The 24,379-nt window shown below is 35.7% G+C and carries 18 protein-coding genes and 1 tRNA gene; 13 read left to right on the top strand and 6 right to left on the bottom strand.

The features are described from left to right. The first annotated feature begins 48 nt into the window (after positions 1-48). Positions 49-4,407, top strand: a complete 4,359-nt coding sequence (locus tag LY60_RS14510; protein WP_145085424.1) for a metallophosphoesterase — start codon at positions 49-51, stop codon at positions 4,405-4,407. Between the two features lie 455 nt (positions 4,408-4,862). Here the strand turns inward: LY60_RS14510 and LY60_RS14505 are convergent. The 3 genes from LY60_RS14505 to LY60_RS14495 form a co-directional block, all read right to left on the bottom strand. Continuing rightward, positions 4,863-4,938 (bottom strand) — tRNA-Arg (locus tag LY60_RS14505). A 453-nt stretch (positions 4,939-5,391) separates the two neighbouring features. Beyond that, entirely contained in the window at positions 5,392-5,799 is a 408-nt protein-coding gene (locus tag LY60_RS14500; RefSeq protein ID WP_145085421.1) for a DUF2178 domain-containing protein, read from the bottom strand. Then, complete coding sequence (locus LY60_RS14495) at positions 5,792-5,998, bottom strand: helix-turn-helix transcriptional regulator (RefSeq protein WP_145085418.1); 207 nt, start codon at positions 5,996-5,998, stop codon at positions 5,792-5,794. The genes LY60_RS14500 and LY60_RS14495 overlap by 8 nt, the downstream gene beginning before the upstream one ends. A 367-nt stretch (positions 5,999-6,365) precedes the next feature. Here LY60_RS14495 and LY60_RS14490 point away from each other — a divergent pair, with 367 nt between their 5' ends. The 7 genes from LY60_RS14490 to LY60_RS14460 all read left to right on the top strand — a co-directional run bounded on the left by LY60_RS14490 (position 6,366) and on the right by LY60_RS14460 (position 15,316). Beyond that, entirely contained in the window at positions 6,366-7,280 is a 915-nt protein-coding gene (locus tag LY60_RS14490) for a LysR family transcriptional regulator (RefSeq protein WP_145085415.1), read from the top strand. A gap of 129 nt (positions 7,281-7,409) precedes the next feature. After that, complete coding sequence (locus LY60_RS14485; RefSeq protein WP_145085671.1) at positions 7,410-8,780, top strand: YfcC family protein; 1,371 nt, start codon at positions 7,410-7,412, stop codon at positions 8,778-8,780. Between the two features lie 9 nt (positions 8,781-8,789). Next, positions 8,790-9,953: a M20 family metallopeptidase gene (locus LY60_RS14480; RefSeq protein ID WP_145085412.1), complete on the top strand. Its 1,164-nt coding sequence runs from the start codon at positions 8,790-8,792 to the stop codon at positions 9,951-9,953. 205 nt (positions 9,954-10,158) lie between these two features. Then, entirely contained in the window at positions 10,159-10,815 is a 657-nt protein-coding gene (locus LY60_RS14475; protein WP_246145507.1) for a hypothetical protein, read from the top strand. A gap of 272 nt (positions 10,816-11,087) precedes the next feature. After that, positions 11,088-12,311, top strand: a complete 1,224-nt coding sequence (locus LY60_RS14470) for a S41 family peptidase (RefSeq protein ID WP_145085406.1) — start codon at positions 11,088-11,090, stop codon at positions 12,309-12,311. Positions 12,312-12,521: 210 nt separating this feature from the next. Continuing rightward, entirely contained in the window at positions 12,522-14,462 is a 1,941-nt protein-coding gene (locus LY60_RS14465; protein ID WP_145085403.1) for an FAD-dependent oxidoreductase, read from the top strand. 80 nt (positions 14,463-14,542) lie between these two features. Then, positions 14,543-15,316 (top strand): MurR/RpiR family transcriptional regulator, encoded by a 774-nt coding sequence (locus LY60_RS14460; protein WP_145085400.1) that lies wholly within the window; start codon positions 14,543-14,545, stop codon positions 15,314-15,316. 84 nt (positions 15,317-15,400) lie between these two features. On the opposite strand, the gene LY60_RS14455 is transcribed toward LY60_RS14460, so the two are convergent. After that, a complete protein-coding gene (locus LY60_RS14455; RefSeq protein ID WP_145085397.1) occupies positions 15,401-15,781 on the bottom strand; it encodes a DUF2500 domain-containing protein in 381 nt (126 codons plus the stop codon). A gap of 9 nt (positions 15,782-15,790) precedes the next feature. Further along, complete coding sequence (locus LY60_RS14450) at positions 15,791-17,512, bottom strand: stalk domain-containing protein (protein WP_145085394.1); 1,722 nt, start codon at positions 17,510-17,512, stop codon at positions 15,791-15,793. 178 nt (positions 17,513-17,690) lie between these two features. On the opposite strand from LY60_RS14450, the gene LY60_RS14445 reads away from it, so the two are divergent. Continuing rightward, positions 17,691-18,278, top strand: coding sequence for an HD domain-containing protein (locus LY60_RS14445; RefSeq protein WP_145085391.1), 588 nt, complete (start codon positions 17,691-17,693; stop codon positions 18,276-18,278). A gap of 412 nt (positions 18,279-18,690) precedes the next feature. Here the strand turns inward: LY60_RS14445 and LY60_RS14440 are convergent, their stop codons facing one another. Next, positions 18,691-19,872: a glycoside hydrolase family 3 protein gene (locus tag LY60_RS14440; protein WP_145085388.1), complete on the bottom strand. Its 1,182-nt coding sequence runs from the start codon at positions 19,870-19,872 to the stop codon at positions 18,691-18,693. Positions 19,873-20,031: 159 nt separating this feature from the next. Between LY60_RS14440 and LY60_RS14435 the strand changes: the two genes are divergently transcribed. From LY60_RS14435 to LY60_RS14420, 4 genes are all read left to right on the top strand, one after another. After that, positions 20,032-20,637, top strand: coding sequence for a TetR/AcrR family transcriptional regulator (locus LY60_RS14435; RefSeq protein ID WP_145085385.1), 606 nt, complete (start codon positions 20,032-20,034; stop codon positions 20,635-20,637). A 172-nt stretch (positions 20,638-20,809) separates the two neighbouring features. Next, complete coding sequence (locus tag LY60_RS14430) at positions 20,810-21,268, top strand: hypothetical protein (protein WP_019229787.1); 459 nt, start codon at positions 20,810-20,812, stop codon at positions 21,266-21,268. After that, the gene (locus LY60_RS14425) at positions 21,265-22,758 is read left to right on the top strand and encodes a sodium:solute symporter family transporter (protein WP_145085382.1); all 1,494 of its coding nucleotides are present in this window, start codon (positions 21,265-21,267) and stop codon (positions 22,756-22,758) included. The genes LY60_RS14430 and LY60_RS14425 overlap by 4 nt, the downstream gene beginning before the upstream one ends. Positions 22,759-22,813: 55 nt before the next feature. Then, complete coding sequence (locus tag LY60_RS14420; RefSeq protein WP_145085379.1) at positions 22,814-24,376, top strand: AMP-binding protein; 1,563 nt, start codon at positions 22,814-22,816, stop codon at positions 24,374-24,376. Positions 24,377-24,379 lie beyond the last annotated feature (3 nt).

Genomic DNA, 24,379 nt, shown 5'->3' with positions numbered 1-24,379 from the left:
AAAAGTTTATATGAAAGTCGAGCGCATAAATTTAGCAGGAGAATTAAAATGAAATTACTAATATTATCTGATTTACATTTTAGAGAGAAGAATGATTGGCAAGTAATTGACAAAATCGGCAGTGAACTGATTAAAAGAGTGAAAGCTAAAATGAAAGATGATGAGACCATTGCAATTGCCGTTTTAGGTGATATTATTGACTGTGGTGGTAAAGGTAATAATACAGTGAAATTTGCAGAAGCAAGCAGGTTTATTAATATGCTTAAAAGCGAATTCAATGATGCACGGTTTTATTTTATACCGGGAAATCACGAAATTAAGGATGGGAACATAATCTGTGAATTTGATGAGTTTTACGCGCGACATAGTTTAAATCCGGATTTCAAGTTCACAAATGAAATTTCTATTTTTTCTGAAACTCTCTCAGGGTTTAATATGGTTTTTGTTGATTCAGTATTAGCTCGCAGACACGATGCCAACGGAGAAATAAATATTACAGAGTTAAAAAGCAATATGAAAGCTAATTGCAAAAACATTATTTTTATGCACCATCCTCCCTGTGCTCAAGAAGGGGCTGATCGGGTTGTTGTAAATTCTGCAGAATTAATTTCAACTCATGCCAATTTTGTGTTCTATGGACATCAACATGGCTATGTTAATGTTCCCGATTTTTTGGAACATGATACAGACATTCATTCTGTTGGTGCTCTATTTAAACAGGATAGAGGCACAAGAAATGAGTTTTTATTGCTTGATATAGCGGATAGTAAAATTAACTACGCTTATAGATATGTTTTTGCGGTATCATCTTTTCTAGCGCAATTGATGTTTCCTAAAAAAAAGGAACTAAAATCACATGAATGGAAATTTGACATTCCCCCTAAAATTGAAAAAGTCCTAAGTAGAAGATATAAAAAAGTCTCAAGTAAAACTTCATTTAATGAACGTGATTCCGTATTTACAGGTCTGATAGGAGTAAATATTGAAACGCTCTTAAAAAATAATAATAGCATTCTATTGCTTGGCGACGCTGGTGTTGGCAAATCATTTGTACTTACAAGCATTTATTGGAGTTTTCAAGATAATGAGGATTATTTTCCTATATGGATAAGCCTTAGAAATACAAACTATGAAACTATAAAAAGGTATGTCGGTTATGCACAACATAATACCATCGACAATAAAACTCCTGTTCTTATTATTGACGGATTAGACGAAATGAAAAGTGAAAATGTAGCTGATTTAATCAGAGATATCGGATCTGCTATAAATGGAGATGTAGAAGTTAAAATTATTATTTCTTCAAGAACAAACTTTAAGATTGAGTTGGAACATTTTGTAGAGTATAAAATTTTACCCTTAACAGATGAAGATGTTACAGGGATTGCTTCAGAAAAAGGAGTTAATGATATTGCTATTTTTATGGAGGAACTTAAATTGAAAAATTGTTTGCCACTGGCAAAAATTCCTTTTTATTTATTTGACATAATCAATATATATAAAGAGAAAGGCTCTTTACCAGAGCGCAATCAATTGCTTATTCATATGATTTTATCGAGGTTCAAGAACGCAGATGATCGATATCAGTGTAAGTATTCAGAAAGCATCTTAGGAAACGAATATAATATATTATTAGCTTTAAAAAAACTAGCATTCTTTATGCAGTCACATCACGAATATTCATTGGCAAATCTCAAGTATACTCGAATTTTGGAAACAAATATAAGAGAGCAGCTAAGAAAAACTGGTTTAGTCGTGTATCAAGAAGCTCAGTATGCTACATCTTGGGAATTTGAACACAATATTTTCCGTGAGTTTTTAGTGGCAGACTTGTTGAAAGAAATTTCATTTGATGAATTGTTAAATATCATAACATATGATGAAGAAAAAACGAAATTACGCCCTTCGTGGGTGAATGTTACGTCTTTTCTTTTGAGCATGAGGGAAGATAGCATGTTAAAGGAATGGCTAATTCAAAATGCCAAAGATATTATTTGTGAAATTGAATCAGATCGGTTAACACTGGCAGACCGTAACGATGTATTTATAGCCATACTTCAAGATTGTTTTGCTAAAGGCACTCCAGTCTATACGTATTATAACGTTGAAAAATTAACACGATATTTTCAGAGTGAAGAAACCATAAAATTTATACTGTCTGTATTGAAACAAAGCGATAGGTACTATGAAGTTTTGAGTGTTTTGCATATTTTGTGTTATTGCACATCATTTTATTGTTCAGAAGATTTGATACTAGAAGAAATTTTAAAATATTTATCGGCTGATGTTTCAGAAAATATAGTAGTTCGTGCTATAAAAGCTCTTTCTAATCTTTGCAAATCTAATTTATCAAAAAATATATCTATCATTTTTCCTTTTATTAAAAATGATAATAGAGTAGAGGTTGCTGGGGCAGTATGTGATTTGTTTGCAATCAATAATATATCGGACGAGTATGCCGACTATATTTTAGAAAAGCTGAGCAATGTCTGTGAATTTTGTGAAAGCTACAGTGCTGAAAAGTCTCTTATGCACGCAGTTGGTTCATTTTATAACCTGAATAATTTACTGTCCGCTATGGAATTATTGTGTAAAATGGATGCCCCATATAGATTTTATAAAAGCGATGAATTATTCACAGAACTTATTGAGAAAATCCATACTATATTGAGAGGTAGAGATGAGCACCATATTGATACGCTTATCGGCATTTTTATTATTGCTTCTAAGAAACACTATTCCAAAAAAACGAATGCTCTAAAGCAATATTTCATAGGGACAAACAATCTTGCAAAAGCATTTAATAAAATACTAGAGCTTGATTTACCAGACATAGACATGCTGTTTGCAATTGAAACAATAATGGATGAGAGTTTGACTAAGATTTTAGTTGAGCATTACTCTGCAAACAAAGTAGATGCCGAGATTGTTAAATGGTATGCAAGACGATTGCCTCAAGGCTCACCAATATTTGAATCTCTAAACAGAGCTGTGATAGAAAAAGAGAATTGTGATATTTATACAGAACCTCGTATTGATTGGGAAGAAAACAATAAAATAGGCAACCAAAAGTATTTTGACAGTTTGCTTGATAAAACTGAGTTTGAATCTTTAATTAATGAGTTAATAGATTTTTTGCATCCGGAAATTACTTGTGGAGAGTTATTGGGAGACTCATTTTCAAAAGTGCCTAATGATCGTGAAGATATGCATAATTTGGTAACAGCGCTTTATCACAACGGAAATGCAGAATGGAAAGTGGTGGATTTTGTAAATTCAATTGATTGGGATAATTTTTCTATTTTCCAAATTTGTAAAATGCTTAAAGATGACAAAGGTATCTTATTTGATGAACCACAAAAGAACGTTTTGGAAGAATACTACAACAAAATGATTCAAGAAATAAATTTTGAAACATTTGATGAAAGGCTTCCAACAAGTGATGCGATTCTATCCTATGCAGAACAACTTGTATTTTTGATGAGACGATACGATTTTGCGTGTAATGATGAAAAAATATTGGAATTTCTTATGCTACCTTGGTATGTTTTTGAATCATCATCTGTTAGTAGTGAATCAGAAATACTAAAGTTTGTTTCAGATAAAATTTCTGATCCACTGAAATTAAGAAGAAAGATACTTGAAAACATCAGAAAAAAGTCACTAAATCCACATGCGTCACAGACACACATTCTCTACTGTTTAGAATATAAATTACCAGATGCTGTGAATTTGGCAACTGATCTATTCAAAAGTACTGATGAAAATAGTAGATATTTACGGAATGCTGCAGTAGATTATTTAATTACTTTAAGTGGTGAGAAATATGTAGATGATTTAATTGATGCTAATATAGATGAGGACATGCTACGATATCTTGCTATTAAGTTAGAAAATGTTAATACAAATTTGATCAGTATACTAATTGAAAAAAACCAGCAATCTACGACCCGTATGTTATTTTTAGAGGAGCTTATAATACATAATTCTGAATATGCTTTACAGGTTTATACTGAACTTGTAAAGGAGAGAAATGGATTACCCGATAAACATACTGACACAATGAGTGTGCCTGAAATTACTCATTCGATACGTGAAGTCAATGACATTTCTCTGCTTGATCATGTTATGAATTTATTTGCAATCTGTCTGGGTGAAGGATTTGAAGATAAAGATGGATTTGGTCTTTTTTCAAGCTTAAACAGTTCAATTCAACAGTTAATTCAAGTAGATAAGATTAAGGTAAAAGAAAAACTTCAAAAAATGATAACAGATTATCCGGAAAATGAAAAACTAAAAGCTAATTGCAACTGGCATATACATAATATTGAGAAAGTACAAAATGTGTCTGGGGATACTCCTTGGAGTTTTAAAATGATCATAGAGTACTTAAATAGATTTAATTAAAATTAAATGATCAGATTGAATAAGAGTTCGAATTCTGTTGAAGAAAATAGTGATACATTATCTGAAATAGCAATTGATATAAGAAATTAGGCATACATAATTCGTACATATAAATTTTGAAGCCTGATTTTTTTGATGAAAATAAAAATAATAAAAACAGGAAAGACAGTAAAATTAATGAAAGAAATGGATGAAAATTAGATAATCATAGAGTGGGAGTAATATCAGTTGCTGCCCTTTTGGGAACAACTGATTAAAACAAGCTAGTAAAAAGATACCCTGATTATATCTGCCGAAATGTAGGAGAACTGAAAGAAATAGTAAAAATCATTTTTTAATGTACAATGCAGCTTTTAACATCTTAAAAGCATGATATTTTTCAAGTTTACATTTTTCAACGTATTCCTCTTTACGCTAGAATGCCTTACAATAAGATTATTGCAAGGCATTTGTTTTGGTGAACCATGAGGGATTCGAACCCCCGGCACACGGATTCGAAGTCCGGCACTCTATCCACTGAGCTAATGGTCCATGATTTATTATTACTTTTAGATTATACTACAAAGTTTTAATACTTTAATTTATTTAAATAATATATTAACGGTAAATTTATTGAAAATAATACAAATTTTTATTAATAGTAACCAAACAGTAACCACTTTTTATTCATACATAGAATTCATAAAAATAAAATGAGTTGAAAACCTGTTATTGCAAGGCCATTATGGTTACTTAAAACGGTGAATCAAGTTATTACGAACAGATTCGAAGTCTGCCACTCTATCCCCTGAGCTAATGGCCCACGACTAATAGATTATATTACAAAGTCGTGATAATTTCAATAGTTTCGTAATAATTATTTTCTGCTTCATAATAATTATTTTATATTTTGATATGTAAGTTTTAAATTTGCTGGTAACATCTTTCACATGCATGGCAAGAGGTAAAATACTTACAAATATCAGTATTTTACCTCTTATAATATCAATATTTTTTCTTAAGCCACAAATAGCTTACATAGTAAATTAATAACTGAACGCATACGGCATACCCAATTATTGTACTTGCTTCTGGAAATTTTAAAATCCTCAAGACAATAATTGCAATTGCTTCAATCAAAATTGAATAATAAAATGTCATGCTTCTAGCTTTTTCAGCTAGGAATCTGTTTCTTTCATCATTGTTTTGTACATTCATTTTTTCAGCATAGCTGTCATCATTTTTATAACGATGTAATTGAGTCAGCCTTACGATTGATATTACTATAAAACCAACTCCCATACCGCTCCAATATGTGTCCAGCAATCCGAAAATTTCAGATGCAGCAAATAGTGATATGCCCAAAATCATGATGAATCCAAAATAAATTGTTCTGTTTTTAATTTTATTCATTATAATCCTCCTCAAAAATAAAAATATCTTCTATAGCCATTGAAAAATATTTTGCTATTTTGAAAGCAAGCAAAATAGATGGATTGTATCGTCCGTTTTCCAATGAACTTATTGTCTGCCGGGATACCGACAATGCTTTGGCCAAATCTTCCTGATTTATCCCTTTTTCATTTCTTATTTCTTCTAACCGGTTTTTCAATTGTATCACCTCCAGGTAAAGCGTGCTTTACATGCATGAGCACGTTTTGTAAAGTTAACTTTACATCTATAATAACAGATAAATTATGCTATGTCAAGCTGGCTTTACATTTTTTTATAAAAAAATTACTAATAGACTTTGTTTAATAATTTATTCATGAAACAATATTCAATTTATACCCATGGAGAACTAAGAAAAATTTAATTAATAATAGACGTATTTTGCGTTCTTATGGTATACTGAAGTGTGCAATATTAAATAAATCGATATTTATGGTCATAATTATTATGCTGAATTTTGAATATAATTTTAATTTATACAAGCTATAAGTTTATATTATAATATCAATTTACAAGGAGGTGGTAAAATGTATTTGAAGGAACAGACATATGTCTGTACTCTAGCTGAAACCGGAAACATTTCTAAGGCCGCTGATCAGCTTTTTATAACACAGCCTGCTCTTAGCACTTATATCAGCAACTTGGAACAGAACTTAGGGGTACAGTTGTTTGCAAAGGTAAATAACAAATTTGTCCTGACATATATTGGGGAAAGGTATGTGGAGAAAGCAAAAGCTATGCTCAAGCTTCAGAATGAGTTCAACCTGGAACTAAGCCTGTTTGAAAAAGGTGTCAACGGAAGGATAAGAATAGGAGTTCAGGCAAGGAGATCTCCATTTATTGTTGCTGACATAATATGTCTTTTTAAACAGACACACCCGAATATCGAAATAGTTTTCTATGAGGGAGTAATATTCACATTAGAAAAAATGATAGAAGAAAACAGGTTAGATTTAATTATCTATACATGCCTTGAAAGAAAGCCTAACCTTGTGTACGAACGCATTAAAGAAGATAAGATTCTCGTTGCAATCAACAGCTTAAGCAGCTTGAGAAGCAGGACAAACTGGAATGAAGCAGACAAGTACCCGTGGATAGACATAGAGGACATTAAAGATGAAATACTGATACTTCCACATAAAGGTCAAAGTTTAAGGGATATATGTGAATTGTTGTTTAAAAGCGAAAAATTCAAACCTAAGAAAATTATTGAAATTAGAAACATAGAAACTATAATATCTATGGTTTCAAGAAACTTGGGAGTCGGCTTCAACAGGGAAAGCTACGCTGACAACATGAATGCTGCAAATGTAATGTACTTGAATATAAAGCAGGAAAAAACACCTTCTGAGCTTGTCATAGCTTATACGAAAAATAGCAGCCAGATACCAAATTTCATGAACATTGTTGAATCTATCAAAACATTGCTGCTAAATAAGTAAAAGTAATAGATGCTATAATATTGAAAACATTTACAAAAATTTTTTTCCATTATAGACTGTCGGTAGCTTAGCTAAAACATTAAAAAAGGAGTTGTTATATTGGAAAAAATTAAAAAAGGCAGCTTTAAGATGCCGCACTCATTGGTAATTGTAGCACTCGTAGTTATTTTTGCCGTAGCTATGACCTGGATTATACCGGCAGGACAATATGCAAGGGTTGAAAATGCTCAAGGAATGAAAGTGATAGACCCAAACACTTTCGAATACGTTGAAAGCTCACCTGTAAACCCCTTAAAAATACCGCAATTTGCTGTTGAAGGTTACATTAAAACTGCAAATCTAATTTTCGTTATACTATTTTCCGGTGCTGCTTTTGATGTAATAACCACTTCAGGTGCATTGCAGTCATTAATAGCAATGTTTGCAAAAAAGTATTCAACTAAGGAGTCTGTTTTCATACCTGCATTGACACTGGTTTTTGCTTTAATCTGCACTACTCAGGGTGTTAATACATTCATTGGATTTGCACCTATAATGGTAATGATTGCAAGAGGGTTTGGTTTTGATTCTATTGTGGGTGCAGGTATTATTCTTCTTGGAGGTGCTGTAGGCTTTTCAACCGGAACGCTTAATGTGAGCACAACAATAGTTGCTCAGAAGATAGCTGAAGTGCCGTTGTACTCCGGAATAGGATACAGGACAGTGAGCTTTGTGGTGTTCTTTATCATAACCAATATATACCTGGTGAGATATGCAAAGAAAATAAGACTAAATCCTGAACAGAGCCCAATGTATGATTTAGACAAACAAGAAAGCATACAGGGCAATGCTGATAGTTTTGATGAGCCCATGACCACAAGAAAGTGGATGGTAATACTTACATTATTTGCTGTTTTAGGAGTTATAGTTTACGGAGGAATTAAGCTTGAATGGGATTTAGAAGAAACAGCAGCTGCATTTATATGGATGGCAATAATAGCCGGAATAGCAGCGGGATATGGTCCCAGCAAAATTGCAAAGTGTTTTGTAAACGGTTCCAAGAGAATGATTGGTGCTGCCTTGATAATAGGGCTTGCAAGAAGTGTATCTAATGTGCTCACTGCAGGTTTGATAATGGATTCAACTATACACGCCTTCGCACAGGCATTGGGTTCGATTCCAAAATATTTGCAGGGCCCGTTCATATATATAGCAAACATAATAATCAACATGTTCATCACTTCAGGAAGCGGACAGGCTGCAGCTGTAATGCCTATATTTATTCCATTAGCTGACATGATTGGAATGACAAGGCAGACATCAATACTTGCCTTCAATTTTGGTGATGGATTCTGTAATTATATTCTGCCCACATCAACGGCTCTTATGGGAATATTAGGTGCATCCAACATCCCTTACGACAGATGGATGAAGTTCATGTGGAAGCTGTTCCTGATTTGGGTTGCAACAGGCAGTGTCCTGATGTTAGGAGCTCAGATCATTAATTTAGGTCCAATTTAAGGAGTTTAAATGAAAGAAAAATTATTTGATAGCATAAATGCTCAAAAAGGAAAATTAATTGAAATAGCAGATTATATTTTTGATAACCCTGAATTGTCTTTTAATGAAGTAAAAGCAAGCAAGGTTCTTGAGGATTATCTGGAAGAAGAAGGTTTTATGGTTGAAAGAGGATTGGGAAGTCTCAATACCGCTTTCAAAGCAGTATATGAAAACGGACAAGGAGGTCCAAACATTGGACTTCTTTGTGAGTACGACGCCTTGCCCATGGGTCACGGATGCGGCCACCACATGCAGGGACCTGCAATACTTGGAGCTGCCGTTGCCGTTAAAGATTTATGCAGCAATAAACCTTTTAAGCTTACTGTTTACGGAACTCCGGCTGAAGAAGGCGGAGGCGGAAAAATAATAATGCTTAAGGAAGGTTTTATTAAAGAACTGGATGTTGCCCTCATGATGCATGGGGGTCCATTGACCCAGGTAGATGTAAAATCATTGGCTGCAGAAAGCATCAGGGTCATATTCCACGGAACCAGCTCACATGCAGCCTTAAGACCAGAGCAAGGCAGAAGTGCGCTGGATGCTTTACTGCTGACATTCCAGGCAGTGGAATTCTTAAGGGAACATGTGTCGGAAGATACCAGAATGCACTATACAGTACTGGATGCAGGAGGAGCAGCCAATGTTGTGCCTAAGACAGCTGTGGGTTCTTTCAGCCTGAGATCCTACAGTTCGAAATATTTGGATGAAGTTAAAGAACGATTCAGCAAGATTGTTCAAGGCGCTGCCCTTATGACTGAAACAACTTATGATCTTGTATCAGAAAAAAGACTTGAAAGCAAAGTACCTTCATACATTCTTAACGATGTGATTATGAAAAATGCGGAGCTTATCAATGCACCTTCAATAAAGCCTGCAAGAGAGAAAACTGGATCTACGGATTTTGGAAATGTTACTTATTTGCTGCCTGGAGCTGTTATAAGGATTGCCTTTGTTGATGAAAGCGCTTCATCCCATTCACAGGAATTCCTGAACGATGGAAAGACAAGCAGAGGTCATGATGCAATAATCAGTGCTTCAAAAATACTGGCTGCAACTGTATTTGATTTGATTGAAACAGAAAACTTAATAGATGAAATAAAGGAAGAGTTTAATAAAACAAAATCCTTACTGTAGTACCGGATTTAATTTTTATTATTGATCACTCCCGCAATATATGTACATGAAGATATTAAAATTTGTCAATTAGGTATAAATAAGTTATAATAAAAAGCAATTCAGTAATGCAGAATTACGTTCAACAACAAAATAACATTATAAGGGTGAGTTTTTAATCATGTGTACAAGTTTTATTCACAGAGGACAAGATATAATTATTGGAATGAACTTTGATAACAATGGAATGAGGTATACTATTGATACCAAAAATCCTAAATGGTTTACAGTGCTAGTTGATGGTGGACGTGGAAGTTATCCATCATTTGGAGTAGATAGACTGGGAAGATTTTTCAACAATCTTGTTGTTAATTCAAATGGTAAAGGCTTGTACAAGCGAGCAAGCAAAAAAGTTACTCATACAACCAAACTGATTGAAGATATTCTCAATGATGTTATTTGTGTTGAAAAATTAGGCGAGTATTTAAATAACATTGAAGTTGTTAATACTCCGAACTGTAGCAGTCATAATATGATTTGTGATTCCAGTGCAAATGTCTGGGTAGTAGAACCTGGTCGTGGTAATATATACAATCCGGCAAAATCATCACAATTTTTTGTCATGACGAATTCCTCATTATGGGATAATCTAAATGAGAATAGTGAATGTGATTGTATTAGGTTTAAAACTATAACAAGTTTATTAGAAAAAGCAAAGCAAGTAAATGTCGAAACAGCATTTAGCATGCTTGATACTGTAAGTCAAAGAAACGGAGAATGGATTACTGCTGTCTCAATGGTCTACTCAAAGAATCTTAATACTGTACATTACTGTTTAAATGGGAATTTTAACGAAAGATTTGAATATAAGTTTTTAGAGTAATAAAAGTGCGAAATTGTTACTTCGTAGTTTCAAATTATTCGAACTAACTATAAAAAACACTTAAGGACTGATAATAAACCCTAAGTGTTTTTTAGTGCTATAATATAATGAAGATAAAATATTATTTTATTTATTTTTAAACTATGTTATAATAACAGCTGTATGTTATTATCGCAAATGTACCAATTATATATTATAAAATAGTACAAAGCGGCATATAAATAAGTATAAGCGCTAAATGTGGCTTAACATTAATTGTCGGGAGTGAGTATATGGTATCTAGAAAAAAATATATTCTTACGATTATCGTGGTTGTTTTTATTACTGCTTTTTTGACTTTGACGCTGGGCAATGTATTCCTGGTTGAAATCGGACAGAAGGTGGTTTTATCAGATGAAGCATACACCGAAATGAAGGATATGTATGACAAGTATGCAAAACAGGAAAGTGTCATGGAACTTGCCAAAAGCGATTTCTTATATGAGGCTGATGAGAAAGTAATGCTGGAAGGAGCACTGGAAGGGACGCTTGCAGCATTGGGAGATCCTTACACACAGTATTTATCAAAGGAAGACTTTGCTGCATTGATGCAGGACACAGAAGGATCATATGAAGGAATAGGTGTTTACATAACAGCAAGTGATGACAATAAAATACTGATTGTTGCACCCATTGAAGACACACCTGCAGAGAAGGCAGGATTAAAAACAGGTGATAAGGTAATAAGAATTAACGGCACTGAATACACTGCAGATCAAATTGATGCAGCTGTTAATGTTATGAAGGGTTTGCCGGGAACAAGCGTGACGCTGACTATTCAAAGAGAAAATTCTGACGGCAGCAATTCTGTTTCTGATGTTGTCATAAACAGGGAAACAATAAGAATTAAGACAATAAAGCCTGCAATGCTTGAAGACGGTATTGGATACATAAGAATCACAACTTTTGACATGCAGACTGCCGAAGATTTCAAAAAAGCTTATGCGGAATTGAAGTCCAAGGGAATGAAGAGCCTTGTAATAGATTTAAGATACAACCCCGGAGGAATTATAGATGCCACTGTTGAAATATCCGATATGTTCATGGGCGAAGGAGTTGTAACTTACACAAAGACAAAATCCGGAGAAATGGAATATTTCAAATCAGATTCAAAAGCTGAAGATATTCCGGTAGTTCTTCTTATCAATGAGGGAAGTGCAAGTGCTTCTGAAATCATGGCAGGAGCATTGAAGGATACTAAGAGGGCAACATTGATCGGAACAAAATCTTTCGGTAAAGGAATTGTTCAAAGAGTTCAAAGGTTCGGCAATGAAGGTGAAGGAATTAAAATGACTGTTTCAGAATACTTCACTCCAAACGGAATTAACATTCATGGAATAGGAATAGAGCCTGACATAGAATCTGTATTGCCGGAAGACGCAGCAGGATACGGATACGAATTCTACAAAACAGACAATCAGCTTCAGAAGGCTGTTGAAGTTTTAAAGGGAAATTGAATCAATAAACATAATGGGCACCCGAAAGGGTGCTCATTTATTTTGAGCTCTTTATATGAACATAATGAAAGTACAATATGTCTGAATCAGATTAAATTAGTCTGAACCAGACGAATACATGCCTACCTAGAATAAAATGCACATATTATTTGTGATAAAATTATCACTGCAGGCATAGCTTGTGCATTTTAATTTATAGGGAGGACTTAAATGAAAAAAATAATGAGAAGAATCAGTGTGATTTTGTTGTGCATAGTAATGGTGCTTTCGTTAGCTGCATGCGGGTCACAGGAGAGCAAGTCTGTTTACAAGGCAGGAACTTACACTGCAAGTGCAAACGGAAAAAATGGTGAAGTTAAAGTAGAAGCAACATTCACAGGAGATAAAATTCAAGCGGTAAAAATACTTGAACATAAGGAAACTGCCGGAATAGCAGACGCTCCTGTAAAAAGTATTCCTGAAAAGATAGTGTCAAATCAATCTTTGGCAATTGATACTGTCAGCGGTGCCACAATTACAAGCCAGGCAATTTTAACAGCAGTGGAGGATTGTGTGAAGCAGGCAGGAGGAGATGTGGATTCATTAAAGGCAGCAAAAGTGAATGCAGTTTCTGACAAAGTTGAAGAAGTATCTTATGATGTGGTAGTCATAGGAGCAGGAGCCGCAGGAAGTTCTGCAGCACTGGCTGCAAGTGAAGGGTCAGACAGTGTGTTGCTGCTTGAAAAAACAGCAAGCCCAATGGGAGCAGGAACACTGGCAGGCGGAATGTTTGCAGCTGAAAGCTCATTGCAGAAACAAGCCGGAAAGACTGTAGATAAGAACTGGATTTTTGATGAATATATGAAGGCTTCTGCAGGATATATGAACTCTGTACTTGTTCGAACTATTATTGATGAATCCAGTGAAACAGTTGACTGGCTTATAGATAACGGTATGCAGTTAAACCTGGTGGATGCAGGAAGCGGATTCAGTTTTGCAAATGTAGGAAGACCTTCTACTTTGCACGGATACAATGAAGGAGGCATAGCTGCCATCACAAAGCTTATAAAGCAATTTGAAGGCAATAATGGAACTGTAATGTTTTCTACTCCGGCTACTGAACTGCTTACAGATTCAAGCGGCAAGGTTACTGGAGTCATTGCTACAAAAGAAGACGGAAGCAAACTGAAGGTGAATGCAAAGGCTGTAATAATAGCAACAGGCGGTTTTGGCGGGAATCAGGAAATGCTTAAGGAACAGTTTGGTGACAAGTATACAATCGGTGAAGTGGCTTCCTGCACAGGTGATGGAATTAAAATGGCGTGGAGTGCCGGAGCAGCAGAATACGGCACAGCTACAGCCCATTATTTTTGGGAGACATTCACAGGAGAAGAATTTGGAGCCTTAATCGGTGCAGTGGGAGATGATTTCTTTTCATTGACGGACTTTACTTTTTATCCTCATTTAAGGGTTAACAAACTTGGACAAAGATATTGTGATGAAACAACAGTTACTGATTTTGCAACCCACGGAGCGCAGGTTCATATGCAGCCAAATCAAACTGAGTACTTGGTTCTGGATACAGGCATATTGGAACAGATTGCTGAAAAGGGTTACGTTTCAGTGGAAGATCACTTTGGAACGTTTAAAGGTAACAGAAATTTCTACATGGAGTTTAATGAGCCTAATGATACTGATGAGCTCATTGAAAAAGAAAATACACCAAAAGATTACGCTCCTTTGCTGGAATCAGCTTTAAACACAGGTGTTGTTTTCAAGGGAAACACATTGGAAGAACTGGCACAAAACATGGGAATAGATGGAGGCACTTTTACTGAAAGTGTTGAACAATCCAATACTGCAATCAAGTCAGGCAAAGATGACATGTTTTATTCCGACACAAACAGGCTTATTCCTGTACAAAAAGGACCATACTATGCAGTCAAGTATGTAGCGCGTAATTTAAGTACATTAGGCGGCGTTGCAATCAATGAAAAAATTGAAGCAGTTGACGGAAATGGTACTGCTATTCCGGGACTTTATGTTGCAGGTGCAGATGCAGGCGGAATGTATGGAAAATCCTATGTGAATTTTGAAGGAGGAACATTAGGATTTGCATATACTTCCGGAAGATTGGCAGGTCAAAACGCAATAGCTTATATGAACAAATAATTTCTTTAAATCTGATATATTAAATGATATAATGTTATCAATTTACAACTTCAATGAGTTATTTCTTCTGGAGGAATACAATGATAAACTTGCTGGGACTTATACAAATGTACAATACTTATGACCACAAAAGCATTTTTCACAGCGTGGCAAAGTGCCTTGTAAAAAACTACAGGCTGCTGGATACCATGACATCTGCAGAAATAGCGGACTTATGCAATGTTTCGCTGTCTACGTTAAATCGGTTTTTCAGGATGATGGCGTATCCCATGACTGTTTCAAAGCTGCCGCTGCTGGCCAGTCAGACAAAGGACAACTACATGTTTGACGGTAATTATATTCCTATGCAATCAGCAAGGAGTACCACAGAGTCCAGCATAGATTATTATATTAACTCATTGCAGGAGAGAATAACATCTTTACATGAATCAATTGATAAGGAACAAATCAAGAAATTAGTGGAAGACATAAATTCATGCAGGAAGGTTGTATTTTTAGGATGCCCCATACCCCAGGGAGTATGGAGGCTGCAGATGGATTTGACTTTGCGCGGAATAGATAACAGCGCATTTATGGATCCCAATTACCAGTATGAAGAGCTGAATTCCATTGAAGATAACACGATTGTTTTCTACACACAGTACTGCAGGTTAGGGGACAATGTGTACAAAAATGGGATAATATCCGGTAAGGATAAGATTAAAAAAGTGGTTCTTGTTACAAACAGTTCAATCCATCCACTATCATCACTTGCTGATTACTCGTTTTTATTCGAGGGGAATGGCACGGAGCAGGATAACATTCTGATGAATATTTATATCAATATAATTGCCATGGCATTTCGTCAGAAGTAATAACATGAAAGTTTTATTATTAATTATAAAAACAAACTAAACATTATAAAAGGTACAGCGGAAGCTGTACCTTTATATTATCCGTTACATTCTTATGAAACTTACAAATCTTGTTCCCTGGAATGACAATGTTCCGCTGTCTCCTTCGACCAGCATACCGAATTCGTATGATGGAACAGGGAATTCAAGCCTTTCTCCGTTGTTCAGCTCAAAGGTCACATAATAAAATGTGCTGCTTGAATGATGCATGTTGTTGTCTGCTGAATTGTGGTGGTGTGTTGATACGTTATATCTCTTTGTCACTACTTTTGCTTCAACAGGTATTACAGGCTGCTTGTTGTTGTGCATGTTTACTGATATGTTTTTTACTATTGAAAATATGATCACTCCGAAAACTATTATGAACATTATGGGAAACAGAGTGAACATAAGCCCAAAAGGATTGTATGAATTAATAAATCCCATATATCCTCCTTAATATATTAATACGGTTCGTTCCGCATTGTCCCAAATAACTGTCTTGTCTATTGCTTCGCTTATGAATCTCAATGGAACCATTATGCGGTTGTTAACAAGCTTCGCCGGAACGTCCAGGGCCTTTGCAGTTCCGTTTATATATGCTGTGTTGCTGTTTGCCGGTATCAATATTTTAGTGCCATCTTTTTCTACAACTGCTGTTGATGTTGCAGTGTCCCAGCTTACCTTGCAGTTCATCACTTCAAACACTGCTCTTAAAGGAACCATGGTTCTTCCGTTCTCAATGAACGGCCATTGGCTTATTGAGCTGAAGTCTATATATTGGTTGTAGATTTTCACATTTACAGGATTTTCTGTTTTTTTGTCTGTTATGTATTCAAACGCACTTGAACTTAATGCTGATATTGAAGCTGTTTCTTTAATTCCCTGGAATTCAAAATCTATGTTGTAGCTTCCTGAATCTTTAAATGAAAGTGTACCGTTTGATATACTTATTCCTTCCTTATCATAAGGATATATGAGAACATTGTCTGTAATGTTTATTTTTCTGTTTCCGTAAATTGCATAAACATTGAAGTTTACCTTTGTTGCTGTGTTGTAGACCTTGTCAGAAAAATCAAATGCAATTCTATCCGGTGTTTCCTTGTACTTCAGGTACAAATTAAGCACGTTGCATTCACAGGTTGAATCGCTGTTAAGCTGTCCATATCCAATTTCTGATATGAAATCGTTACGGAACAAATTAGACATGGCAGCATTGAGGCTTTCCTGGGAAAGAGTCTTGCTCACTCTCACTGAAATTTTAAGTGGATGATACTTGATTTTTCTTTCCAGTATGGTTCTTAACTCGTTTTCATCCTTGGCGGTGTTTTCATCCATGTAAATGTCGAGTCCGGTTTCCGCCAGAAGTTTGTCATAACCAAGCTCTGTGAGATAATCAAAGTATCTTTTTGAACTTTGAGGCAAAACCAGGGTTTCATCTATTGTATGGTCTTTTAATATTTCGTTGTCTGTAAGCATGTAGTAACTGTATGATACTGCACCATTGTCAGGCAGTGGATCATCCCATGTGGTGTCCATGTGGAACCAGTATTCACCAAGCTTTACCATGTTCCAGATGTGTGGTTCTCCATGCCCTGTTCCTGATACAAGCTTAACAGGAATTCCAAGCTTTCCTATCATGTTGTATGCAAGCAGGGCATATCCGTTGCAAACGGATTTTCCTTCCATCAGCAGGTCGTAATCAGAATAATATTGAAAAGTGGAGTCATACATGCCATTTTGCACAATATAATCATGGACAGACTTAACCTTTTCATGATCATTCATTGAAGGATCTATTATTTCTGAAAGTATGACGTCTATTTTTTTGTCAGCTTCAAGTCTTTTTGATCCAGTTATAATGTAGTTGATTTCCACATTGATGTTGGCGGTTTTTGAATGAGGGTATTCGGTTATTGTCCAGCTTGCTGACTTAATGTTTGAATTCACATAGATATCTTTGTCTACTGCATCCTGGATAGTTTCTTCAATGTTATCAATTTTTCCTGTATACTTGATTTCTATGTCTTGATTATATCTGCTCATTTGTTCAAATAAAACATTTTCCAATTTTTCATAAGTGTCAGCTTCATAAACAACACCGTAAGCTTCAAGGGAAAAAGCAGCAATAAAAATCAATAAAGAGCTTACAGTTGTTTTTAAAATGGTTCTTTTCATCTAATCACCTTCCCGTTCTTCATAAAACCATTATATACTATTTTGCGGCAAATTTAAAGCATTATAAACATCATGTTGAAACATAATATAATTTATTGTATTATAAATTGACGAACATTGTACGCCGCATTTTATTAGACGTTTAATATTTAGAAAAAGTTTCAAAAAAGGAGAAAAAATGTATAAAAATATTTTAAATAATATTTTAATGATGGAAGTTCCTTCCGCCGGGATATATGAACTTATTGAAAACGGGGAAATAAACAACATAATTCCTGAACTTTCAAAACTTAAGGGCTTTGAACAGCATACTCCTTACCATGACAAGGATGTGCTTGATCACACCATGGCGGTTCTTGACAGCATAAAACCTAATTTGAAACTGAGGATGGCTGCACTTCTCCACGACATAGGAAAACCGGACTGCTTTACTGTGGATGAAAAGGGAAGAGGACATTTTTACGGTCATCACATAAAATCGGCTGAAGAAAGCGAGAAAATACTTAACAGGCTTGGTTATGACCATGAATTTATAATGGATGTTAAAACTCTTATCAGATATCATTACATCAAGGAAATTGTGTCAGGAATCAAAGAAAAGGGAATAAAAAGATTCATTGATGCAGTTGGAGAACATAGACTTGACGACATGCTGGAACTTGTAAGAGCAGACATGGCAGGAAAACCAAACTCTGAGAATATTGAAGCAGTAAATAAACTTAAAAATATGTGCAGTGAATATCTGCAAAAAAAATATGCCGAGTAACAGCACATCAGATTGATGATAAAGTAACTTTTGACGTTGTCATTCTGAGGGCGTGGCCCGAAGAATCTCATGTTTTCAATAAGGATGAGATCCTTCACTATCGTTCAGGATGACAGCGTCAGTGTTTGTCAATAGTCTGACATGCCGAGTAACATATCAAACTATTGACAAACATTGATTTTCTGCATATTGTATGGACTGACCTTTGTATTCGTCCACGGGAGGACAGTAGTCCTCCCCTACATATTGAATTAATCTTGTCAGTATCATATGCCGAGTAACATCATATGAAATTATTTATAAACCTGATTTTCTGCAAATTTTATGGGCGGATTATTGTGTCCACCCACGGAAACGAATTCGCATATTGTAGGGGCGGACCTTGTGTCCGCCCGGTGTTTTAATATATAAATCACATTATCCCCTTATAAAACTTCCATTCCAAAATTCTTAATACTGATTCATTTATTCTTTCCACAGATATTTCACCGTTTGTTGCTGCTTCAAGCAATGAATTGTAGCTTTTTTCATAATCTGTAACTATAAGCATGTCATTGCCAGCAAGAACTGCTGTTGCTTCTGTTGAATTTTCAAGTGTCAGCTCCGAAACTGCTCCCATGGACAAATCATCAGTCATTATAATTCCTGTGAATTCCATTTCATTCCTTAAAATATCTATAACTTTGTTTGACAGCGAAGCGGGCAATGCAGGATCAATTGTTTCAACAACGTTGTGTGAAACAAGGATGCTTTCAGCTCCTGCCCTTATGCCTTCCTCAAAGGGGATAAAGTCCCTTTCTTCGAATGTGCTGTAGGGCCTTTTGTCATAGGCAGAACCTGTATGGGTGTCTGAATTGTTGCCATATCCAGGGAAATGTTTTAATGTTGCTGAAATATTGTTTTTTTTCATAATACCTACAACAGTCTTTACGTAAAGGCCTGTTTCTTCCGGGGATTTTCCGTAAGCTCTCTTGTTTATGAAATCAGTAGCATCAGTTGAAACATCGGCAACGGGTCCAAGATTAAGGTTTATTCCCAAATCAGCAAGTAAAGCTGATTTTTTAGCTGCATCTTTTTTTATTTCATCAAAACCTCCAATTTCATACAGTTCCTGAGGCGATTTGAAACGCTCATCTGCAAGCAGTGGATTGGAACTCACTCTTACAACTGTGCCGCCTTCTTCATCTACTCCTATAATCATTGGGAGGTTGCTTTTTTCCTGGTAGCTTTTTATATTGTCAATTACTTCTGTCTTTGTCTTTCCTTCAAAGTCTCTTCCAAACAATATGAATCCTCCGGGCTTTAGTGACATGAAAGAATCAAGCTGTTCTTCCTCAGGACACCTTACGAGAAACATCTGTCCGATTTTTTCTTCAAGAGTCATTTTGTCCAGATAGTCCTGGGCTTCATTTTTATATTCATGAAAAAGGCTTGTATCTTCATCCTCAGGCGTTTCAACGGGTTCCGAGGGCTCTGTATTTTCTATGGGCGGCGGTGCCGGGGTGTTGTTTTGATCATCTCTTGGAATTTCTCTTATGAGGGAACACCCTGAAAGAACGAATATCCATAATAAACAAATAATAATTTTTTTCACTTTCTGTCTCCTTGGTTGTTGTCTTATTAATATTAACAAATATCAAAATATTAGACGAGCAATTTTTAAATTTTGTTCAATTTGTAATTGTAATGTTAATAAATTGACTTGATTTAAAAATAATGCTATAATTACAATCATTAAAAAGCAGGTGATATTATGGAATTAGTGAATGAACCTAAGACTAAACGTGGATTGGAAACGTTAGACAAGATTAGCAAGGCTGCTGAGGAACTATTTAGTGAAAAGGGTTATTATGATACTGGAATTACTGATATAGTAATGAAGGCAGGCATTGCTCAAGGTACGTTTTACATATATTTCAATGATAAAAAAAGTGTCTTTGTTTATTTGATTAACAAATTGGGGAAAGAATTAAAAGACAGCATAAGGTTTAACACTAAGGTCAGCAAAGACAGATATGACGAAGAATACATGGGAATAAAAACATTCCTTAACTTTGTTGGCGAGCATATAGGACTTTTTAAAATAGTTTGGCAGGCTCAGTTTGTAGATATGGAACTATTTAAGGAATATTACGAATCTTTTTCAAAGGGTTATGTCAAAGGAATTTTAAAAGCTCAGACAAAAGGTGAAATGACGGATATTGACCCTGTTATATTGTCTTACTGTCTTATAGGAATTGCAAATTTCACAGCATTGAAGTCAATAGAATTTGACGGAAAAAGCAGCAACTATGATGAAGTTGTGGAAGAAGTAATGAAGTTCATACGAAACGGTGCATTTAAAAATAAGGAATCATAGGATTTGTGAAGTAAACTAAATAAGAATTTAGCAGCACATTAAGTAGTCTTAATGTGCTGATTTTTTACTTATAAAAAGTCGAAAAGAAAACGTTGACAAAATATACCAGCCATAATATAATAATCATGAAACATGACTCATGTGTCATATTAAAAAATATAGGAGGTTGGAAATGGATTTATCAAGCAAAAAAACAGCTATAATTGTAATGATAACAATATTATGGCTAACAATCAATTTTTTGGGCTGGAATGATTACTATCTGGTTTCTATGTACTTGGGAGTAGTTTTAATGTTGCTTTACATGATGCTTGGAATTGCCAAGCAAGGAATATTATCTAAAAAACTGTTTTTCTACTGTTTAATTCCATGGGCAGTTATATGGATAGCAAGTTTCACACTTGCTGATTACTATGCTGCTTTGTTTGCCGGTGCAATGCCTTCTTTCACAATCTTAGGTTTTCATCCTTCTTTTGCATCAATAGTTGTGGGATATTGGATAGGCGGAATGTTAACGTTAACAATCATGTATTACAATTTAAAAGATGAATGGCTTTCCCAGAAGGACTGGGACGATTTTGTCAAGAAAATCGCAAGCATTGATGAAACAGAAAAAGGAGGAGCACAATGAGCGCAACTGCTAAAACTTTAATTATGACATTTTCTTTCCTTATGATTGCAGTATCATTTTTTATAGGATGGTGGGCAAAAAAGAAAGTTACTTCATCTGAAGCATATTTTGGAAGCACCGGAATGTTCGGACCGTTTACAGTGGGACTTTCAAGCACGGCAGCAGTAGCAAGCGCATTTGCCCTTGTGGGAGTTCCGGGACTTATGTATTCAACAGGAAATGCCATGGCATTCTGGATGTTGTCATCAGCTGCATTTGCAATGGCATACTTGATACTTGGCAAGAAAGTAAGAGCAATGGCTGAAATAGGAAAAGTTGCAAGTCTTGGAGATCTTTCAGATTTGAGATATAACAACAACAGGGTTATTAAAATTACAATGTCACTGACTTTATTCTTAGGATGTGTAGCATATCTGGCAGCTCAAATAAAAGCAGGCTCTGAATTGTTTGGACATTTGCTGGGATGGGACCCTCTCGTTGCAGGATTTGTAATATTTGGAGTATTGGCAGTGTATATGTCTATAAGCGGAGAAGTTGGCGGTTTATTGACACAGGCTTTTCAAGGTCTTGTTATGGTAATAGCCGGTGTAGTAATAGTAGTTTCATTTTTTAATATCACTGGGGGCTTTGGAGAAGTTTTGAAAGTTACTTCCCAGGCAGGGACAGTTACAGCAAATGAAATAACAAAAGAGTTCAGTCCGGATATGCTCAATGCGTGGGGAAGCATGCCAAGGACAGTTGCCATGACATGGATGTTGATTCCTATCCTTGGAACTGTGGGACAGCCGCAGGTTATCACTCGTATGTACGCTTTAAAAGACCCAAGAGACATGCCCAAGATGGGACTTTATACAGCACTGTCTCACACAATGGTTGGATTGCTCACAATGGTTGTTTCAAGCGGTGCATTGTACCTTGTTGCAACAGGAAAAATTGATCCCCTTGTAAAAGGAGACAGAGCAATATATGCAATGGCCGATTATGCGGGAATAACAGCACAGCTGTTTGTTTATGCCGGAGTTCTTGCTGCAGCAATGTCATCTGCAAGTTTGTTCCTTTCAATTTGCTCAACTGTTGTATCACGAGATATACCAAGCGCTTTGGGTTTTAAATTTGAGTCAAAGAAACAAGTTCAGATTTCTAGGATTTCAATGCTTGTTCTCGGTATCATATCAATAGTTTTTTCTGTAACACAAGGTGAGATGGTTGGAATTCTTGGAACATTTGGATGGGGAACACTTATGTCAGCTACATTTCCTGTGTTTGTGCTGGGACTTTTGTGGAAGAGAGCAAACGAAAAAGGTGTTATGTGTGGAAGTGTAACAGGTCTTGCTTTAAACATAGCTTCCTTTGCAGGCTTCAAGTGGCCTGGAGTTTTGCCGTGGTACTTTAATGTAATAACCATAAGCATTGCAGTCACAGTTGCAGTGTCGCTTATTACAAAGGAACAGGGCTTGAGCAGAAAGCTGCAGGCAGTTATAGATTTATAAAATGGATGGGAGGTGAGTTATTCACCTCCTTGCAAAAAAATTATGGAGGTATGTGATGATAAATAATGGATGGATAGGAAACTACTCGTATTTCAGGGCAAGAATCAACGGCAGCAGCGAAGCTGTTTACGACCTGGACAACAATGTTCATTATACCTATAAGGATTTGGAAGACAGAGCCAACAGGCTGGCAAACTACATGAAAGAAAAACTTGGTATCGTAAAGGGAGACAGAGTTGCTTTCATATCCAGAAACGGAATTGAACTTATAGACGCATATTATGCAACCGGTAAACTTGGGGCAGTCTTGATTCCTTATAATGCCAGATTGTCAGCAGCTGAATTTGAAAAACTTTTAAACAGTGAAACTCCAAAAATATTGTTTTACGAAGAAATTTTTAAAAACACCGTTGAGGAATTTAAGGGAAAAACAAACATTGAAAAATATGTTGTGCTGAAGGATACACCTGGTGAAAGTGAAGAATTAGATTATATGAAAATTATGAGCTATGAAAACAACAATATGATTTATTGCAGCGATCTTGTTCTTGATGACATTCACCTGATTATACATACGGGAGGAACAACAGGACTTCCAAAGGGTGGCATGATTTCTCATCATTCATTGATTTTCAACGCTATGAATGAAATATGCACATGGGGGCTGAACTATGAAGACAGTGCATTCATAATACTTCCTCTTTATCATACTGGAGGATGGAATCTTCTTACTCTTCCTCTGCTGCACTGCGGTGGAAGAATTATAATCAATAAACAGTTTGATCCCAGACTCACTCTTGAAGTCATAGAAAAAGAAAAGACTACGCTTCTTTTTGGAGCTGCCACAATATTCAGAATGATGTCGGATTTGCCGGAGTTTGAAAATGCTGATCTTTCAAGTCTCAAATGGGTTATGGCAGGTGCTGCACCCACTCCTATCAACATCATGGAAAGGTTCTGGAACAAAAAAATTAAATTTGTTCTTGGCTATGGAATGACTGAAGCAGGTCCAAATAATCTTTCAAGCACACCGCAGTTTATGGCGGATGAGACTATTAAGTCAAAATATGCTTCCGTAGGAAAGCCAATGTATATGACAATGACAAAGGTTGTAGATGATAAGGGCAATGAAGTTGGAGCAAATGAAGTTGGTGAGCTGTTGTGGAGCGGACCTCAAATATTCTCAGGGTATTGGAACAACGAAAAGGAAACAAAAAAGACTCTTGATGGAGGTTGGGTATATACCGGAGATATGGCCACGGTCGATGAAGACGGTTACTACTATATTGTGGGCAGAAAGAAAAACATGTTCATAAGCGGTGGGGAAAATGTATTTCCACCTGAAGTAGAAAGCGCAATATATGAAATACCTCAAGTACAGGAAGTATGCGTATTCGGTGTTCCCGATGAAAAGTGGGGAGAAGTAGGGAAGGCTGTTGTATCACTGAAGTCAAATGCTTCAATAACTAAAGGTGAAATACAAAGTATTTTAAGAAACAAACTTGCTGGCTATAAAATACCAAAGTACATTCAGTTTGTTGATGATATTCCTAAAAACAATGTGGGCAAGATTGTAGTATCAAAAATAACGGAGCTTTACGGAAAGTGCGACGATTAGGAG

The organism is Sedimentibacter saalensis, assembly GCF_007830175.1.
GTDB lineage: Bacteria > Bacillota > Clostridia > Tissierellales > Sedimentibacteraceae > Sedimentibacter > Sedimentibacter saalensis.
This window is presented reverse-complemented; position numbering and strand designations above follow the sequence as displayed.

What these genes read in the sequence shown, in the direction of transcription:
- LY60_RS14510 (WP_145085424.1), top strand. Translation starts at nt 49, where the DNA reads ATGAAATTACTAATATTATCTGATTTACATTTTAGAGAGAAGAATGAT.
- LY60_RS14500 (WP_145085421.1), bottom strand. Translation starts at nt 5,799, where the DNA reads ATGAATAAAATTAAAAACAGAACAATTTATTTTGGATTCATCATGATT.
- LY60_RS14490 (WP_145085415.1), top strand. Translation starts at nt 6,366, where the DNA reads ATGTATTTGAAGGAACAGACATATGTCTGTACTCTAGCTGAAACCGGA.
- LY60_RS14485 (WP_145085671.1), top strand. Translation starts at nt 7,410, where the DNA reads ATGCCGCACTCATTGGTAATTGTAGCACTCGTAGTTATTTTTGCCGTA.
- LY60_RS14480 (WP_145085412.1), top strand. Translation starts at nt 8,790, where the DNA reads ATGAAAGAAAAATTATTTGATAGCATAAATGCTCAAAAAGGAAAATTA.
- LY60_RS14475 (WP_246145507.1), top strand. Translation starts at nt 10,159, where the DNA reads ATGAACTTTGATAACAATGGAATGAGGTATACTATTGATACCAAAAAT.
- LY60_RS14470 (WP_145085406.1), top strand. Translation starts at nt 11,088, where the DNA reads ATGGTATCTAGAAAAAAATATATTCTTACGATTATCGTGGTTGTTTTT.
- LY60_RS14465 (WP_145085403.1), top strand. Translation starts at nt 12,522, where the DNA reads ATGAAAAAAATAATGAGAAGAATCAGTGTGATTTTGTTGTGCATAGTA.
- LY60_RS14460 (WP_145085400.1), top strand. Translation starts at nt 14,543, where the DNA reads ATGATAAACTTGCTGGGACTTATACAAATGTACAATACTTATGACCAC.
- LY60_RS14455 (WP_145085397.1), bottom strand. Translation starts at nt 15,781, where the DNA reads ATGGGATTTATTAATTCATACAATCCTTTTGGGCTTATGTTCACTCTG.
- LY60_RS14450 (WP_145085394.1), bottom strand. Translation starts at nt 17,512, where the DNA reads ATGAAAAGAACCATTTTAAAAACAACTGTAAGCTCTTTATTGATTTTT.
- LY60_RS14445 (WP_145085391.1), top strand. Translation starts at nt 17,691, where the DNA reads ATGTATAAAAATATTTTAAATAATATTTTAATGATGGAAGTTCCTTCC.
- LY60_RS14435 (WP_145085385.1), top strand. Translation starts at nt 20,032, where the DNA reads ATGGAATTAGTGAATGAACCTAAGACTAAACGTGGATTGGAAACGTTA.
- LY60_RS14430 (WP_019229787.1), top strand. Translation starts at nt 20,810, where the DNA reads ATGGATTTATCAAGCAAAAAAACAGCTATAATTGTAATGATAACAATA.
- LY60_RS14425 (WP_145085382.1), top strand. Translation starts at nt 21,265, where the DNA reads ATGAGCGCAACTGCTAAAACTTTAATTATGACATTTTCTTTCCTTATG.
- LY60_RS14420 (WP_145085379.1), top strand. Translation starts at nt 22,814, where the DNA reads ATGATAAATAATGGATGGATAGGAAACTACTCGTATTTCAGGGCAAGA.